Here is an 18,357-nt window from a genome sequence, read left to right as displayed (position 1 = left end):
AATTTCGGGCTAACCGACGAAAGTCTACTGAAGTAGACTCCGAAACCATTTGCAACACTCTTAGTCCATTTCAATGAACTTGCGTCGATTAGCCCGAAATTCTATTTCAGGGCGGGCTGTTGCAATGAACGAAGACTGCTCAAATATCCTCCTAGACAAGTTTGAAATCTGCGGCTGAGAATTGTCCTAAGTTTGCAAGTCCAGCATCGCCTCGCTGATTGGTGAGGTTTGCCAAAACACTGAGGTCGCCGCCGTCACTGAGATCTTGGGAGTACGCTAACCGAGTTAAACCAAGCGTGGAATTGAAATAGACAAACACACCTTCATCAGCGGTGATCTTGTCATTGTTGGCGATCGCACGCGCTGCTGCGCCTGCTGCCGGAAATGGATCAGTTAAAACAATCACGTTGCTATCACCCGAAAGTTCAGCAACTTTACCTTTCTGAAACTTCAAGTCATCAAGATTCAGATCGAACTTGCCGAGCGCGAACTGATCTTCTCCGATCGTAAAATCAGTGATCACATCGGGTCTGTTGAGAACTTTAATTCCCGTCTGTCCAGCCAGTGCGGGCGTTCCATTGGCAAATACATCCCCAACATAAGCAAACTGATCGCGCCCTGCACCGCCTGTGAGCGTATCTGTGCCGTCGTCTCCGATCAATACATCATCACCGAGTTCACCTAAGACCGCATCGTTTCCAGTGCCACCACTCAGCGCATCATTATTATTGCCTCCGAACAATTGATCATCGGCTGCACTAGCAAAAATACGATCGTTGCCGTCGCCTCCAAAGATAGCATCGTTGCCTTCGGTTCCTCTAAGTCGATCGTCGAATGAACCTCCGCCAAACGGCGTAAACACGGGAGCAGGTTGGACAGCGACGGGAGCAGGCTGGACTGGAGTGGGAGCGGGTGGAGGAGAGACAGGAATCGGAGCGGGTGGAGCGGCTTCAAGTGCGACCGTGGGCGGGGTGAGTGTATTCAATCCACGACTGTGCAGTGGAGTGCTGTTTAAGTTGGCAAGAACGGTCTGCAAGCCAGTCTGAACATTATTCATGATGAAATTTCCTTGTGTGAGTGAACAGGGCTGGAAAAGCTCAGTGGAGCGCAGGTGATAGAAATTCCAGCGGGGATAGATGCGTGAAGATGCAAAATCTCGATCGTGGTCTGGCAATCAGCAGAAGAATAAGGATTCTGGAGCTAATTTTTCAATGCTCTGTAGGTTTTCTGTAGGGGTTGATGCAACTAAACTTTTATGAGAGATTTGCAACCTAGCTGTGAAAACAACCTTCACTTTGTACTTAGAGTAAAGACTGTTCGGAATTTAGCCAACCTGATATTCTCAGAACTTTCGTTAATAGTTTGTACTAGTTTATACATAAAACTTGAATATGTAACAGGAATTTGGGCTTGTATTTTGAAGATACTGATATTTATTTATACAATTTGAGCCGTATTTTGATTAATTGGAACACATCAATTTCGGAAGCTGTTCTAATTAACTTATTAAGACATTGTTTAATCTCCGGATGGACTTGCTGAACACTGTATAAATAGTAGTTAGGGTGTGATTAAAGTTACAGCAACCGATTTTAACTAGAACTTGCTTGAAAATAGTTCCAATTATTTCTAGACACTTGATCACTTGTGGTGTAGCCTATTCCTGTATTAATTCTGCACTGGGTTAGATGTAGAGTTTTTTCAATCAATCAGGGTTTGATTATTCTGTAGTAAAGAAGTTACTGTGCAATGTAGAGAGAAAAATGACTGTCTCTGCTACATCAAATTTTGTATTGGCTAAGTTTGCTGAGCAATCATCGCTCGATCGCGGAAACGCTGTTTAATTGCAAGTCTGGAGCGCTCCTATGAGTAGCCATTTAAAGATTGGAAGTCGCTTACTCGATAGTGATCAAATGATTTCTGCCTTGGTGCAGTACAAGCTTCTCGAACCTTTAGTTGGACATTTATTATTAGATGAAGTGTTCAAAGAAGTTCCTTTGCTAAAACAAGAAGTCTGTCAAGCAATGACGGGGAAGTCTGAGATTCCAGAGAATTTCGAGCATTTTATCGTGCAGTGGTGTGAACAGAAAAACATTACATTAGAGTATTTTCAATCTGTGATTGTGCGAGACTGGCAACTGCAAAAATTTAAGCAGATCCAGTTTGCGTCTCAGGTGGAATCTGAGTTTCTTCGGATGAAGCCAGATTTGGATCAAGTGGAATATTCGTTGATTCAAGTTGAGGATCAATCATTCGCGCAAGAACTATATTTTCAGATTCGTGATGATGGAGTTGAGATTGCACAACTGGCACGAGAACATTCATTAGGAAGCGAAAAGCAATCAGACGGTTGGGTTGGTCCGGTTGCATTGTCTAGTTTACCGATCGACGTTTTCAATCAGTTTCGCCATCAAAAATCTGGAATTGTTTATCCTCCAATTGCAATCAATCAGCGATTTTGGATTGTTCGACTAGAGCGATTGATCGCTGCACGATTAACTGATGCAACTCGTGCTCAAGTCATCGATCGACTTTACAATCAGTGGCTGCAAACTCAGATTCAGAAAGTCATGAATACACCGGGCGCTATCGCGGTTCATTCTGATTCAGCTTCACCAGTTTTAGCAGTGGCATAGATTTTAAATCATTGAAGTTCAGGAGGCTTATGAATGACTCAAAGCAATGAACGGCTGCAACTCTACTTCAAAGAATTTTTTAAGACATGGCTATTTCAGGATTTGCCGCCGAAGGTACAATCTGCGATCGCAGCTAAACTACAAATTTGTTCTTTTCAGCCTGGAGAAATTATTTATTCTGCACTGGAACTCCCGTCTGCGGTGCATTTCATTGTTCAAGGAACCGTCAGGATTTTAGGGACAGCGGCGAATCATTCTCCAACTTTAGCCGTTGTTCGTAGAGGCTCGATCGTGGGTTGGGATAGTTTGCTGCGTCGAGTGAGTTCGGGAGAAGTTCGCGCTGCGATGGATGCTCAAGCGATCGACAAATCCGTCATTACATTAGCGCTTCCTGCCGATGCGTTTGAAGTGCTTGCGTTGAAGTATTTGATGCCACAGTTAACTCAGCAGGTTAGCGTTCTAGAGCTATTTGACACACTTCATCAGTCCCTTTCTCAGCGATCGGCTCCCGTGTCAGATTTGCCGGAAATTGTTCGATACATCGAGCAAGAGCAATTCGCGATCGCACAACACTACACAATGGAAACGTCGGAGCAGTTACCCAACGATCGCATCTGGCTTGTGAGCGGTGGTGAATTTCTCAATGTTCCAATTGGGACGCGCATTACAAATGTTCGAGAATTACGACAGTCGCATCCTTCACGATTTCCAATTCGATTGTTGGGTATCGATCGAGAATGCTTAACTTCGACAATTCAACCCGCCGCTTCTGCGTCACTGACGGCAGAAATTCCAAATGCTACCACTCACGAAGCTCCAACTGTAGCAGATACGAACTATCCGGTGTGGAAATCGCGATCGCCAGAGTTGATCGAAGATATTGTCGCTAGTTTTGGTATGGTTTGTGAGGTTCTCAAAGTTCCCTATCGTCCGGATTCTTTGCGCCGTTGGTTAAAGCAGCAAAATCTCGATCGATTTGAGCCGATGGATTTGTATATCAAAATTGCTCAAGCGATCGGGCTAAATGCTCAAATTGTTCGATTCACACCGACCGGAGGCGGACTCAATCGACTAACAACGCCTGCTCTGATTCAATTCGGAGATATTTTTGCAGTGTTATACACGGTCACTCAGAACACCGCTGTATTAGCTTCTCCGCGAACGGGACTGCTCAAACTAGCTCCCGATCGCTTAGCAGCGCGATTAACGATCGAGCCGACTTCAAAACGAGAAACCGTGATTTGTCAGGCGATCGTGCTCGATCGATTAGCGACCACATCGACGAAGCGATTTGGCTTTCATCGATTTTTACCGATGGTGATCAAGCAGCGGGCGGTGTTGGTTCAGGTATTACTTGCCTCTGTTGTCATTCAGCTTTTGAGCTTGGGAAATCCGCTCTTAGTACAGCAGGTGATTGATAACGTGATTATCAGTGCAAATGCTGGAGCAATGCCAACCTTTGGAGCATTGATGATCGGATTTGCGCTTTTAGAAGGTGTTCTAACGATCTTACGCACCCAAATGTTAGTGAGTACGACAAATCGCTTAGATTTGCATTTGGGTGTTGAGATTGTTCGGCATTTGTTACACCTGCCACTGAAATTTTTTGAACAGCGATCGGTCGGTGAGCTATCTTCTCGACTAATCGAGCTTGAGAACATTCGCCAATTCATGACCGAAACCGCCATTACAACCGTGATGGATGTTGTATTTTCGGTGTTCTACATTCTTGTGATGTTTCTCTACAGTGCCCGGTTAACCTTCTGTGTGCTGGTCACAGTTCCGATCGTAATTGTTTCAACTTTGCTGATGTCTAAAATTCAGCAAAAATTGATTCGGCTCAAAGCGGATCAAGGTGCAAAAGTGCAGTCTTACATTGTGGAAGTGTTGAGCGGCATTACCTCGGTAAAATCTCAGCACATGGAATCATTAGTCGAAGCCACTTGGCGCGATCGCTATGTGCAATATCTGTCTAGCGGATTCACGACTTCAAACATTAACACCATCTTTTATTCATACAGCAACTTTCTCAACACGATTAGTAGCTTACTGGTGCTCTGGGTCGGAGCTGAACTCGTTTTACAAGGAGAATTAACGCTCGGTGGAATGATTGCATTCCGGATTTTGACGGGCTATGTGACCGGACCTTTACTTCGATTAGCGAGACTTTGGCATCGATTTCAAGAAACCTCACTTTCGATGGAACTCCTCGCGGATATTGCGGATGCACCGATCGAGGAAGAACTAGCGCAAGCTCAACCGTTTCAAATTCCAGCGATCGTCGGACGAGTGCAGTATCAAGATGTTTGTTTCGGCTTCAAACCGGGACAGCGACAACTCTCTGATATTTCTCTCGACATTAAACCCGGTACTTTTGTGGGAATTGTCGGGCAGAGCGGTTCTGGAAAAAGCACATTGATGAAGCTACTGCCGCGATTGTATCTACCCGACAGCGGCACAATCACGATCGATAACTATGACGTGTGCAAAGTAGACTTGCACGCTTTACGATCGCAAATTGGTGTCGTTTCTCAAGATGCGGTTCTGTTTCAAGGAACCATTCGCGATAACATCACTTTGTTTGAACCTTTGCCCGATGAAGTCGTGATCGAAGCCGCGAGAGTTGCAGAAGCACATGATTTTATTATGCAGTTGCCGGAAGGCTATCAAACTCAAATCGGTGAACGTGGATCATCACTTTCTGGTGGGCAACGACAGCGAATCGCGATCGCTCGTGTGGTGATTCGGAATCCGCGATTGTTGATCTTTGATGAGGCAACTAGTGCTTTAGATTACGAAACGGAACGTCGTGTGTGTACAAATTTGATGCGGCGATTTCAAGGTCGGACTTGTTTCTTTATCACTCATCGGTTGAATACAATCACTCATGCAGATTGGATTTTGTTTATGCAGTCGGGCATCATCGCTGAACAAGGAACACATTCAGAATTGATCGCACTTCGACAGCTTTACTACTGCCTTTATACACAACAATCACGACAACCAGGAGAAGACTCATGAAGAACCCTCGATTTTTTGCATCACTCCAATCTCGCTATCAAACTCTACAAGATCAATTTGAAAATACGCTGGAATCAAAAGCAACTGGATTACCCGCCCCTGCAAATTGGACAAAGCGGCTCACACAGATTATTTTGCTAGGTGTTGCGGCTGGAGCGGGTTGGTCAGTCCTCGCACGAGTGGATGTCGTTGTGAATGCCAGCGGTAAACTAGAGCCACAATCACAGTCGCAGGTCGTACAATCAAGGTCTGGCGGAGTTGTCACAGGTGTTTTAGTGCGTGAGGGGGAATCCGTTAAACAAGGACAGTTATTAATGCAATTCGATCGCACTTCATTGTTGAATCGATTGCAGGAATTGTTAATTCAACGACAGCGATTAGTTAAAGAAACCGCTGTTCTTAGACTCGCTCAGCAAGGAAAATCGATCGCATCCGTCAGCAATAGTCAGACCACGATTTCACCGGAATTGATGAGCCAAGTTCAAACCCGATTGTTACTCATAGCGCAACTGTCGGGAGATGCAGGAAACCTTGCACCCGAACAACAGCAGCGATTCAACTTATATCAACAACAATTACGCGATCGACAATCCTTAACCAGTTTACAAGCTTCCACCCTCCAATCAAAGATGGCTGAAGCGGATGCCCAAATTCGTCAAACCGAATTCCAGCTTCAACGCGAACAAGAACTATTAGACCGACTACGCCCCCTCGTCGAGCAAGGTGCAATTCCGCGTGTGAGTATGGTACAGCGTGAAGTCGCGATCGGTGATTTGCAAAAACAATTAGTCCAAAGTACCCTCCAACGTCAACAAGTCGAAATTGGTCAGGTACAAGGTCAAGTTGAAGCAGGTAAATCACTGAATGAAACACAGCAAGATTTACAAAAACAATTAGCTGAACTAGATACCAAGTTCGATAGCATCATCAAAGACAATCAGCGACAGTTAGTAGAAGTCATTTCACAGCTTAATCAAGTTCAACTCGATTTGAAAAATCAAGGACTGCGATCGCCTGCCGATGGTGTGATCTTTGAACTTGCAACAAAGCTTCCTGGCGCAGTCACACAGCCCGGACAAACCCTATTACAGGTCGTTCCGAATGAAGCTTTGATTGCGCGGGTTCAGGTTGCCAATGCCGACATCGCCAATGTTCAAGTTGGGCTTCCGGTAGATGTTCGGATTGATGCTTATCCGTTTACAGAGTTCGGAGCCATTAAAGGAGTCGTCTCTAAAGTGGGTAGCGAGGCAGTTCCAACGAGCCAGCAAACGCCTCGATCGACTGCATTTCCGATCGAAGTCCGGCTCGATCGCCAATTTCTAGAACGTCGATCGGAGCGCTTTACACTCAAGCCTGGGATGACGATTACAGCAATGGTGAAAGTTCGACAACGTGCACCCATTAGCTACGTCACCGAGGAGATTACCAAGGCGTTTGATGGAATGAAATCGGTTCGTTAGAACTCAATTAGAACCAATTCTAAAAAAGTTCCAATTAAGGGTTGCCATTCGATCGAAGTTTGTTATAGTAGACCCAGAGCAACGGATAAAACCAGACTCAACTCTCTACCGCAAATAGCTTCATTAGCAACAACGCTGCGGTTTTAAGAAGTCTTCATCCGCCGTTGTTTATTGATTCGTGAGTGCGATCGCATCAATGTTTTTAGAACTGAAGTAGTGCAGGGTGTAACACTACCTAAAAACATGGCGTAACTCACAACAACAGTTCAGCAGCATTTCTCGATCGCCTCAACGCTGCAAGAATTGATGAGCAATCCCTACATTGGTATCTATCATTCAATTTTTGCGTTTCTACAATTTCCAGGAGTGATAATGGAAGCTTTTGACAACAAAACACAACAGAATCAGCCCAATGCGGCTAGCATTGTTCCGGGCACAAATCCAGATGCTGATTTGGCAATTCCTTCAAAAGGATCATCAGCGCAGGCGACCGAACTCGAAAAAGCACTCAACCAAGCGCTACCCGCTGATGAGAGCCAGATTGTTCCATCGAAGCCCGACGATCATGATCATGCTCCTGTAGTGAATAAATTCCAACTGCATGTGGAGTTAGATCAGGTTGCAAATGCTAGAGGCTTAGATGTTAAGCAACTCAAGCGTGAAACCAACTTTCGGGACGATCTGGGCGCGAGAGGCGACTACCTCAATCCTAAAGGGGGAAACAACGTCGTAATTGGTTCGGGCGATAGTGATATCATCCGGGGTTCAGGTGGCGGTTTTAATACGATTACCACCGGAACCGGCAAAGATACGATCACGCTGGGCAAAGAAACCACGAATCGCGTGTTGGACTTTGACCCTGCCAACGATCGCTTTGTCCTTTCTGGACTTAATCCCAAAGACATCATCATTGCTCAAGGCAAAAACCCTGGTAAAGGCGGACTGGATCAGCCGCTAGATTCGGTGAATAATGCCTTGGTCATCGACAAGAAGACCGAACATATTCTTGCGACGCTTCCGTTTGTGAAAGCATCCGATCTTTCTGAAAAGAACTTTGCTAGAAACAGCGCGGAAGCAAACAAAAGCCTTCAAAATCTAAGGAACGAGGGCTTTAAGTCTCAGAGAGGCAATGGGAAACTGACTGGAACTCAGGGACACGATCGCTTAGTTGGCGGTGATGGCGATGACTTCCTTTATGTGGGCGATGATGGCTTCAAAATCAACACGGCGAAAGGTTCAGGAAAAACCGAGTTTCCATTCCGAGTGGATGAGACTCAAGGCACAACCGAACTCACTCCAGAGCTAAAGAATGGTGTTCTGAAAGTCACGGGTAACTATAAAGATTTTGAAGCGTTCCCATTGTTTAGCCAAGGAGAGAAAGAGATTGATCCTAAAGCTAAAATCCTTAATGGTTCAGATCCGAAAGCATTGATCGATGGCTTCTTGAAAGTTCCGAAAGATGTTGAGGGCAATCCGATTTCTGGAACGCACTTGCACTTTAGTCCTTCAGGCGATTCGCGTGGAAGTTTTGCTGATGCAACAGTGGTTCGCTATTTTACGAACACTCCAACTGATGCAAAATCGGGTACGATTTCAGGTGAATTTGAGCTGAGTCCAGTAGAGCAAGCTGCTTTCTTGGCAGGCGATTTCTATACCAACATTCACAGCAACGTGGATGGAGATGGAGATGGTAGAGCTGGATTCCCAACAGGTGAGAACCGGATTAACTTTAACCGAGATGTGATTCAGTTTACTTAGAGTTGACTGGATTCAGTTCGTCGGTAGAAGTCTAGGGGATGCTTTAAGGCTTTTTCGCTTCGTTGCTCACCCGCCCCGGAATGGAATTCGGGGCTAACAGAACGAAGTCCACTGAAGGGGACTAAAAGCTAATTGAAATCTCTTCAGTCCGTTTCAACGGACTTCGCACCAATAGCCCCGAATTCCATTCCGGGGCGGAAGCGATCGCAGCGAAAAGGCTCCAAATACGTCCTAGAGTACGCTTTCACCTTAACCCTTCTCCCCGAAGGAAGTTAAGGTGAAAGCAACTCAGACAACATTAGAACAAGGGAATTACCTCATGAAAGAAACGCTCAATCAACTACAAATCGTTTTCACCGTTGCGATCGCGAATACTCTCTTCAGCACAACCGCGATCGCTCAACCTTATCCGCCGCTCAATTCTAAGCCACATCTCGCAGCAGTCAGCGGACAAGCATACACTTTCACAATGACGCTACCAAAGCGATCGAGCAATTACAAAAAACTATCCTTTTCATTGATGAATCTCGATCGACAATCTATCGTCCCGCTCCCACTCAATCTGAAAAACACAGTGGTAAGAACAAAGAACGCGATCGCACTCAAGAGCACGTTCATCGATGAAACCGGAACGCTTTGGGTAGAATTCAATTCGTCTATTCCTGCAAACACCCCATTAACGGTGACTTTCAAAGCACAAGAGCCACTCCTAGCAGGACAATACCAATATCAGATTGCAGCTTATCCCACCAGTGGTGCTAGTGCAGAATTCGTCAAAGATGGAACATTCGTTTCCCGATAGTGGCTTAAAAATCTACCTTGCTACTCTCACTTCGGATAGATAAGCTCGATCGAGCGATTCGAGTACTGTGACAGGAAGCCGCTTGTAACATTTCTCAAAGCTTTGGGAACTGCGGTTCAAACCTTCACGTATCAGAATTGTTATGAAAGTAGGGGCTTGGTATCTAGGCGATTATCGCGCTGAGTTTACAGTTTGGGCACCGCGATCGCAAACCGTGACGCTGGAGTTGCCTGATCGTTCGATCGAATTAATACAGAAAAATGAAGGCTACTGGAGCGCGATCGTTTCAGACATTCAGCCGGGCACACAGTACCGCTATCGATTAGATGATCAGCAGCTATATCCTGATCCTGCCTCGCTTTCTCAGCCGTTCGGGGTGCATGAAGCTTCTGAGCTAGTCGATCATCATTTTGAATGGAACGATTCTGAATGGACGGGGATCGCTTTAGAAGATTTGGTGATCTACGAACTGCATGTCGGTACCTTTACGCCAGAAGGATCATTTGAGGCAATCATTCCGAGATTGCAGACTTTAAAGGAATTGGGAATTACAGCGATCGAACTGATGCCGATCGCACAGTTTCCCGGAGATAGTAAAACGGATGATCCGAAAGCCTACCGAAATTGGGGCTATGATGGCACTTATCCTTATGCCGCACAGAATTCCTATGGTGGGGTTGCTGGACTGAAGAAGCTCGTGGATGCTTGTCATCAGCATGGATTGTCTGTGGTGTTAGATGTGGTGTATAACCATTTCGGACCTGAAGGAACATACATTCATCAGTTTGGTGATTACTTTACTGAGGTGTATAAAACGCCGTGGGGTAAAGCAATTAACTATGATGATGCGTATAGCCATTGTGTGCGGAGTTATTTTCTAGAAAATGCACTGTATTGGTTGCGAGAGTTTCACATTGATGCGCTGAGACTCGATGCAGTGCAAGCAATTTATGATTTGGGGGCACGTCACTTTCTGGCGGAATTGGCCGATCGCGTTGATGAACTATCCCAACAGCAGAATCGTAAGCTTTATCTGATTGCTGAAAGTGATCTCAATGATGCGAAGCTGATTCGACCCAAGAACGCGAACGGGTATGGGTTAGATGCACAATGGAGTGACGATTTCCATCATGCTTTACATGCACTGTTAACCGGAACAGACATTGGCTACTATCAGGACTTTGGAACCTGTGAGCATTTAGCGAAAGCTTACCGCGATACGTTTGTGTATGATTGGAAATATGCACCCCATCGAAATCGATTTCATGGTGCGCCCGCGCTTGATCGTTCAATGACTCAGTTCGTGGTGTGCATTCAGAACCATGATCAAATCGGTAATCAAATGCTCGGTGAGCGACTTGCAGATTTGATTTCGTTTGAAGGGCTGAAATTAGCAGCAGGAGCAGTTATTCTTTCGCCTTATATTCCGCTGTTGTTTATGGGTGAAGAGTACGGCGAAGAAGTGCCGTTTACTTACTTTGTTAGCCATTCTGATCCGGATCTAATTCGGATGGTTCGCCAAGGTAGGAAACAAGAGTTTAAGCATTTCCATTACGACGGTGAACCGCTTGATCCAGAAGCAAAAGAAACGTTTGACACTTGTATTTTGCAATGGGAGCGGCATCAAGAAGGAAAACACAAAACACTGTGGCAGTTTTATCAGAAATTGCTGGAAATGCGGCGATCAATGCCTGCGTTTGTGAATCGCGATCGCAATTCTCTTTCAGCCTGTGCGGAAGATGATAAAAAATTCGTTTGGGTTGAGCGATCGAGTACTAAGCAAACTTTGTTAACGCTCATGAGTTTCAACCAGTCTGAACAGTCGTTTGAGTTCCCAGAAGGACGATGGCGCAAGGTGTTCGACTCATCTGATGAATGCTGGATGGGCAAAGGTGCGCTGCCTTCGGCACACGCAAGCGTGACCGCTCCAGAAAAGGGAGAACACGGCGAGGCTGGACAAGTCAGCGGGCAAAGTTTCGTGATTTATGAACGCATTTAATTGAGGATATATGAAAACTCCAGTCACGACTTATCGGATTCAATTGCATCAAGGGTTTCCGTTTGAAGAGGCAACCAAAATTGTTGGATATTTGGCAAAGCTCGGAATTTCTGATTTCTATGCTTCGCCTATTTTCAAGGCAAAAGCAGGAAGTACCCACGGATATGATGTGGTTGATCCGACTCAGTTAAATCCTGAGTTGGGAACCGAAGAAATTTTTAATCAATTAGTTGAAAAGCTACAGCATCATCGAATGGGTTGGGTGCAGGACATTGTGCCGAATCATATGTCCTACGATCAAGATAATCACTATCTCATGGATGTCCTCGAAAACGGTCTGAATTCGGATTACGTTCAGTACTTTGATTTAGCTTGGAATTCTCCGTTTAGGAGTAGTCAAGACCCAATTCTGGCTCCGTTGCTTGGCGATTTTTATGGTTCTTGTTTAGAGAATGGCGACATTCAACTTCAATACAATCAAGATGGATTAACAGTTAATTATTATGCACTTCGAGTTCCATTAAGACTGGAATCTTATTCAATCTTTTTGACTCGTGATCTGGGGAAACTGACGAGAATTTTGGGAAGACGACATCCTGATTTCGTCAAGCTTCTTGCAGTTCTCTACATGCTAAGAAGCCTGCCTACAGAGTCGGGTGGTAAACAGAGAAAAGACCAGGCTGAGTTTGTCAAAGGCTTACTCTGGGAATTGTATGAAGGAAATCCTGAAGTCAAAGATTATATTGATGAAAATATTAAATTCTTCAATGGTGAAGCAGGAAATCCTCATAGCGTTGATTGGCTTGACAAACTCTTATCTGAACAGTTCTTTCGTTTATCTTATTGGAAAGTTGGAGCCGAAGAAATCAACTATCGCAGATTTTTCACAGTGAATGAATTGATTTCTGTGAGAGTTGAAGATTTGAAGGTTTTCAATCAAACACATGAGTTGATTGCTCAATTGGTTCAAGACGGTAAAGTGACCGGATTGAGAATTGATCATATCGATGGCTTATCGAATCCAAAACAGTATTTGCAACGACTAAAAGAGAAAGTCGGTGATGCGTATATTGTGGCTGAAAAGATTCTACAGCCTGGTGAAGATTTACCGAAAGATTGGAATATTCAAGGCACATCAGGATATGACTATTTGAATTATCTCAATAGTCTTTTCTGCTATGTTCAAAACGAGCAAAGATTCGATCAGATTTATCAACAGATTCAGGGTCGATCGATTGCGTTTGAAGAAGTTGTTCTCGACAAGAAACACCTAATTCTTGATAAGAACTTAGCGGGCGATTTGGACAATTTAGCGGCTTTGTTGAAAGACATTTCGCTAAAAGATCGGTACGGAAATGATTTTACAATTAACGGACTGAAACGAGCGATCGCTGAAGTGCTCGTTCAATTCTCGATTTACCGAACCTACACCACCGACGAAGGAATCGCAGAAGACGATCGCAACTACATTAAAACAGCGATCGAAACTGCACGTGAAAACGCGCCGTTCTCACAAAAAGAACTTGATTTCATCGAAAAACTCTTGCTGCTAGAGTACGATGATTCACTCACCGAATCCGATAAAGAACGCTGGCTTTATTTTGTGATGCGAATTCAGCAGTATACTGGACCGCTGATGGCGAAAGGCGTTGAAGACACTGCGTTCTTTGTTTATAACCGTTTGATTTCGCTCAATGAAGTGGGTGGAGATCCCAATCGATTTGGAATCAGCGCAACTGAGTTTCACCAATTTAATCAGTATCGCCAACAAAATTGGAACATTGCAATGAATGCAAGTTCTACACACGATACAAAACGAGGTGAAGACACTCGCGCCAGAATTAATGTACTTTCAGAAATTCCTGATGAATGGCAAGCACAACTCCAAAAATGGCGTGAGATTAATCAAAAGCACAGAACTCAGAACCGTAAAGCGTTCATGCCCAGTGCTAATGATGAGTATGCTTTCTATCAAAATATGATCGGCGCTTATCCGTTTCAGGATAGCGAGATGGAGGAATTTGCAAATCGAATCGAGCAATATGCGATTAAATCAATTCGAGAAGCAAAAGTTCATACCGCTTGGCTCCGTCCAAATGGTGCTTATGAAGAAGCCTGCACAAAGTTTGTACAATCGATTCTGAAAGACGATCGCTTTCTTGCTGAGTTCATTCCTTTCCAGAAAAAGATTACACACTACGGCGTGTTCAATTCTCTATCCCAAACTTTGATTAAAATTACTTCCCCTGGTATTCCTGATTTTTATCAAGGAACAGAACTTTGGGATTTAAGTTTAGTTGATCCGGATAATCGCCGTCCGGTTGATTTTATCCAGCGCGAAGCATTTCTCGATGCGATTCAATCCGCGACTATCTCCGAATTGATGCCAAAACTTCTAGAGAAGCCCCAAGACGGACAAATTAAGCTCTTCTTGATTGTTCAAGCGCTGAAGGTTCGGAATCAGTTTAAGTCGGTCTTCCTCAACGGTGAATACATTCCGCTAGAAGCGACAGGCAAGTTTAAAGATCACATCGTCGCGTTTGCACGAAAAGATGGCGATCGAATGGTCGTCACGATCGCACCTCGATTTTTCACTCGATTGATTCAACCGGATCAACTGCCACTGGGTGAAATTTGGGAAGATACCGCGATCGAGCTTCCCGCCTCTGGTTGGAAAGATGCAATTTCTGAGACGGAACACGCTGGAACTGCGATCGCGCTCAAAGATGCGCTGAAAAATTTCCCGGTGGCATTGTTAACACACTAATTTGGAACAGCACATCGTAGGATATTAGCTTACGTTGTGCTGTTTTCTTTTATGTCTCTGTCTCCTTGGATTTGGCGATCGATTCCTCTGCAAAAACGGACAGGTTCCGATGTGTTCGCTGCGCTGTTTTTGTCGGATGAGATTGCGGTGCTGCTCGAAAGTCCTTATCCTACGTCGCCGGACTATCCACAGTTGGGGCGCTTTTCGATTTGTGCAGGTCAACCAAGAGCAAACCAAGTTTGGACACCTGCGATCGGTGAAATTTTGCCCTTTCTCAATCAGTTAATTGCTCAACCCTCAACATCCAAAGCACCGGAGCATCTACCGTTTACGGGCGGTTGGTTAGGCTGGTTAGGCTATGATCTCGCTTGGGAAATCGAACGGCTTCCTTACTTGAAAGAAGATAGCTTACCGTTTCCGGTAGCATTTTGGTATGAGCCAGAATGTTTTGCGGTGTTAGATCATGAACAACAAATTTTATGGCTTGCAGCGAGTGATAAATCTCAGTTAAATCAGCTTGAAAAACGGCTTTCTGATGTCGTTCAAGCAACGGGTGGAAGTTCTGCGTTTCAAACACAATTCTGCATGGAACAAGCGGACTATGAAGCGATCGTACTTAAAGCAAAACAACATATTCGAGCAGGCGATATCTTTCAGGCAAATCTATCTCTGAGATTTGAAGCAAGAACTCAATCAGAAAGTTGGGCAATTTATCGATCGCTACAATCGATCAATCCATCACCATTCGCTAGCTATTGGAAAACGCCTTGTGGCGATGTGATTAGCTGCTCTCCAGAACGATTAGTCAAGCTCGAAAATGGCATCGCTCAAACGCGCCCGATCGCTGGAACTCGTCCGCGTGGAACGACACCCGAACACGATCGACAACTGACACAAGAGCTATTAGACAACACCAAAGAGCAAGCAGAACATATCATGCTTGTTGACCTTGAGCGCAACGATCTAGGGCGGGTTTGCGAATGGGGAACAGTCCAGGTTGATGAATTACTAGTGGTTGAACATTACAGCCACGTGATGCACTTGGTTAGTAATGTGATTGGAAAAGTGCGCTCTGAGTTCGATTCAATTGATGTAATTCGCGCTTTGTTTCCCGGTGGAACGATTACCGGATGCCCAAAGGTACGCTGCATGGAGATTGTTGAAACATTAGAACCTGTGCGGCGAAGTTTGTTTTATGGTTCTTGTGGTTATCTCGATCGACGTGGCAATCTCGATCTCAACATTCTGATCCGAACATTGCTCTATGCAAAAGATGGAGATTTGGCTATCGTCTGGGGACAGGTCGGAGCGGGAATCGTGGCAGATAGCGATCCAGAACGCGAATGGTTTGAATCGCTGCAAAAAGCACGCGCACAACTCGCGGCATTAGGGCAGCAGAGTTAGAGAACGTTGAAAATCCTTCGCTTGGTTGCATCCCGCCCTGAAATGAATTTCGGGCTAATCGACGCAAGTCCTTTGAAAAGGACTAAGAAACTTAAACTTGCTCCGAGTCTACTTCAGTAGACTTTCCACCATTAGCCCGAAATTCATTTCAGGGCGGAAGCGCAACGAAGCGAAGAGACTTTCTATGCTTTTCACCCTTTTAAGAGGGTGTTTGAAAAGACAATCAAGGGGGTAAAAAAGCTCTCCGGTTATACGCTGTAGATACATAAAACACACAGCACCGAGAGAGCAACATGAGTAAATCATATCCGAGTAATTTGAGCCATGCTCAATATGAACTGTTGCGAGATTTGCTGCCCGAAGCAAAACCGGGCGGACGACCGCGAGAAGTGGATTTGTGGGAAGTCCTGAATGCGATCTTCTACATTCTGGTTGAAGGGGTGCGTTGGAGATCGTTGCCTGGAGACTTTCCGGCATGGCAAACCGTCTATACCTACTTTCGCAACTGGCGCAAAGATGGAACCTGGATCAACGTTCATGATTGTCTGTATCGTTGCAGTCGGATTGAACAGGGACGGATGCCCAGTCCATCGGAAGCCGTGTTGGATAGTCAGTCGGTGAAAAGCGCTGCGGGTGTCCATGAAGCCGTGGGCTTCGATGCCGGAAAGATCATTAAAGGACGCAAGCGATTTATCACCGTCGATACGCTGGGACTGGTTTTGCGCGTGTTTGTGACTGCTGCTAGCACCCCAGAACGCGAGGGCGGCAAAACGGCGCTGCAACGAGTCCGAAAACAAGGCAAAGCCGTATCTCGATTGCACACGATCTGGGTCGATGGCGGATTTGATGGCGCACCGTTCATGCAGTGGGTCATCAGTATCTGCTATTGGCTTGTCCAGGTCGTCTTACGTCCTGAGCAAACCAAAGGTTTCGTCTTGCTCAAAAAGCGCTGGGTGGTGGAGCGGACAAACGGTTGGATCATGCACTGTCGTCGCTTAGTGCGAGACTATGAGCTACTGCCGGAAACTTCGGAGACTTTTATTTATCTGGCGATGATTCGCATCATGGTGAGGCGTTTGGCATAAAATTTGACCCGATTCAACTTTTAAAACACCCTCTAAGATTTCACCTCAATAGCGCGGTTCAAATACCAATCTCGATTCAATTTCAATAACCAAAGCTGCCACTGAGGTAAAACATCTAAAATAAAAACTTTCTCTTGATCAACGGTAACAATGGCTCGAAACGCATTCATATACTGAGCATCAAACAGCGGAACGCTCCAGAGCAATCGTCCGGTTTGTCGATCGAGCGCGATCACTTGAGTTTGAGACTGATTGCTCTGCGAAACGTTGCGGAAAGTCAGCAGTTGGCGCGGTGCGATCGCAACGGGGATTTTATCAGAATAACCATTTGGACTAACTAACGTTTGCCACTGAATCTGTCCGGTTTTAGCTGAAAGGGAAAAAATCGTACTTGAATACTGCTTGGGCTGCCTGCAATTGAAGTACACCGATTCAGCATCAACTCGCCAAGACCAGCCAAAATCACCACACTGAATCTGCTCAACCGATTTTTTCCATAATGTTCGTCCCGTTTCTAACGCCAGACCCATGAATTGACTGCTCTGATCGATCGCTGAACGCTGATAGTTGATCACCGGATCAGTACTGAGTTGAATTGTTTGACCGAACGCTTGCAAGTTGCTAATTCCGCCTGTGATTGGAACGCGAAATCGAACTTGCCCAGTGTCTAAGTTGTAAGCCGTTATCGTCGATCGACCATTTGAAAGAGAGCCGTTATCAACCGGAATTCGTCCTGATGTTTCAAGAAAAGCAAGGCGATTTCTAGCGGTGATGCGATTGTTCGTTTCTTCTAGATTTTTAAACGGAATTGCAGTTTGGCGGATCACTTTTCCGGTGTTTGCGTCGATCGTTAAAAGCGATCGCTGATTTTGTTTCAACTGCAACACAGCCAGCAATTCTTCTGTTGCCGCAATCCCTAATCCAAATCGCAAGGGTCGGTCTTTATAATCCAACCACGGACGCTTAATCGCCCAGCGTTTCTGTCCAGTTCTTGGATCGAGCGACTGTAGTTCATCGCCCATCTGAGCATAAACTGCATTCGGTTGCAGATCGATCGCGTAAGTCGAAGCAAACCAGTAACCAATCGCATCAGAAGTCCCATCAGCAGGAGAATTTAATGCGGTCGTCCACAGTGGATTACCCGATCGCACATCAAACGCCCGTAGCCGATAGATATCTAATCGCGATTCAGGTGAACTCGATTCACCTAATCCTAAAACGACTGTTCCATTTGCTGCGATCGCGCCACGACTGTAGAGATTTCTAGCTCCGCCAAGCGGTTGAACCCATTGAATTTTGCCTGTATTCGTATCGATCGCTAAAAGCGTTGTCGATCGCTGTTGTCCGACGTAAATTGTCCAAGCGCCTCCAGCAATTAGGGCGATTCCAAGAACGAACTTATACCGCCAATGTTTCAACATCCAG

The 18,357-nt window shown here is 45.3% G+C and carries 11 protein-coding genes; 9 read left to right on the top strand and 2 right to left on the bottom strand.

Annotated elements, in window-relative coordinates; translation table 11 throughout:
* Nucleotides 1-151: 151 nt before the first annotated feature.
* Nucleotides 152-1,057 (bottom strand): hypothetical protein, encoded by a 906-nt coding sequence (locus NIES2104_RS09310; RefSeq protein WP_058997889.1) that lies wholly within the window; start codon nucleotides 1,055-1,057, stop codon nucleotides 152-154.
* Between the two features lie 808 nt (nucleotides 1,058-1,865).
* On the opposite strand from NIES2104_RS09310, the gene NIES2104_RS09305 reads away from it, so the two are divergent.
* The 9 genes from NIES2104_RS09305 to NIES2104_RS09265 all read left to right on the top strand — a co-directional run bounded on the left by NIES2104_RS09305 (nucleotide 1,866) and on the right by NIES2104_RS09265 (nucleotide 16,932).
* On the top strand, nucleotides 1,866-2,636 hold the full coding sequence (locus NIES2104_RS09305) for a peptidylprolyl isomerase (RefSeq protein ID WP_058997886.1): 771 nt from the start codon (nucleotides 1,866-1,868) through the stop codon (nucleotides 2,634-2,636).
* A 33-nt stretch (nucleotides 2,637-2,669) separates the two neighbouring features.
* The gene (locus tag NIES2104_RS09300) at nucleotides 2,670-5,657 is read left to right on the top strand and encodes a peptidase domain-containing ABC transporter (RefSeq protein WP_058997885.1); all 2,988 of its coding nucleotides are present in this window, start codon (nucleotides 2,670-2,672) and stop codon (nucleotides 5,655-5,657) included.
* On the top strand, nucleotides 5,654-7,117 hold the full coding sequence (locus tag NIES2104_RS09295; protein WP_058997883.1) for an HlyD family type I secretion periplasmic adaptor subunit: 1,464 nt from the start codon (nucleotides 5,654-5,656) through the stop codon (nucleotides 7,115-7,117). The genes NIES2104_RS09300 and NIES2104_RS09295 overlap by 4 nt, the downstream gene beginning before the upstream one ends.
* A 372-nt stretch (nucleotides 7,118-7,489) precedes the next feature.
* Nucleotides 7,490-8,875, top strand: a complete 1,386-nt coding sequence (locus tag NIES2104_RS09290) for a hypothetical protein (RefSeq protein WP_156426908.1) — start codon at nucleotides 7,490-7,492, stop codon at nucleotides 8,873-8,875.
* Nucleotides 8,876-9,152: 277 nt separating this feature from the next.
* The gene (locus tag NIES2104_RS09285; protein WP_156426907.1) at nucleotides 9,153-9,677 is read left to right on the top strand and encodes a DUF2808 domain-containing protein; all 525 of its coding nucleotides are present in this window, start codon (nucleotides 9,153-9,155) and stop codon (nucleotides 9,675-9,677) included.
* Nucleotides 9,678-9,819: 142 nt separating this feature from the next.
* Complete coding sequence (gene treZ, locus NIES2104_RS09280) at nucleotides 9,820-11,676, top strand: malto-oligosyltrehalose trehalohydrolase (RefSeq protein ID WP_058997877.1); 1,857 nt, start codon at nucleotides 9,820-9,822, stop codon at nucleotides 11,674-11,676.
* A gap of 10 nt (nucleotides 11,677-11,686) precedes the next feature.
* A complete protein-coding gene (gene treY, locus NIES2104_RS09275) occupies nucleotides 11,687-14,443 on the top strand; it encodes a malto-oligosyltrehalose synthase (RefSeq protein ID WP_058997875.1) in 2,757 nt (918 codons plus the stop codon).
* Nucleotides 14,444-14,494: 51 nt separating this feature from the next.
* Nucleotides 14,495-15,847, top strand: coding sequence for an anthranilate synthase component I (locus NIES2104_RS09270; protein WP_058997873.1), 1,353 nt, complete (start codon nucleotides 14,495-14,497; stop codon nucleotides 15,845-15,847).
* Between the two features lie 293 nt (nucleotides 15,848-16,140).
* On the top strand, nucleotides 16,141-16,932 hold the full coding sequence (locus NIES2104_RS09265; protein WP_058997871.1) for an IS5 family transposase: 792 nt from the start codon (nucleotides 16,141-16,143) through the stop codon (nucleotides 16,930-16,932).
* A gap of 32 nt (nucleotides 16,933-16,964) precedes the next feature.
* Here NIES2104_RS09265 and NIES2104_RS09260 read toward each other — a convergent pair whose 3' ends face one another.
* Entirely contained in the window at nucleotides 16,965-18,353 is a 1,389-nt protein-coding gene (locus NIES2104_RS09260; protein ID WP_058997868.1) for a PQQ-binding-like beta-propeller repeat protein, read from the bottom strand.
* Nucleotides 18,354-18,357 lie beyond the last annotated feature (4 nt).

The sequence above is a fragment of the Leptolyngbya sp. NIES-2104 genome, assembly GCF_001485215.1.
Classification (GTDB): domain Bacteria; phylum Cyanobacteriota; class Cyanobacteriia; order Leptolyngbyales; family Leptolyngbyaceae; genus Leptolyngbya.
This window is presented reverse-complemented; position numbering and strand designations above follow the sequence as displayed.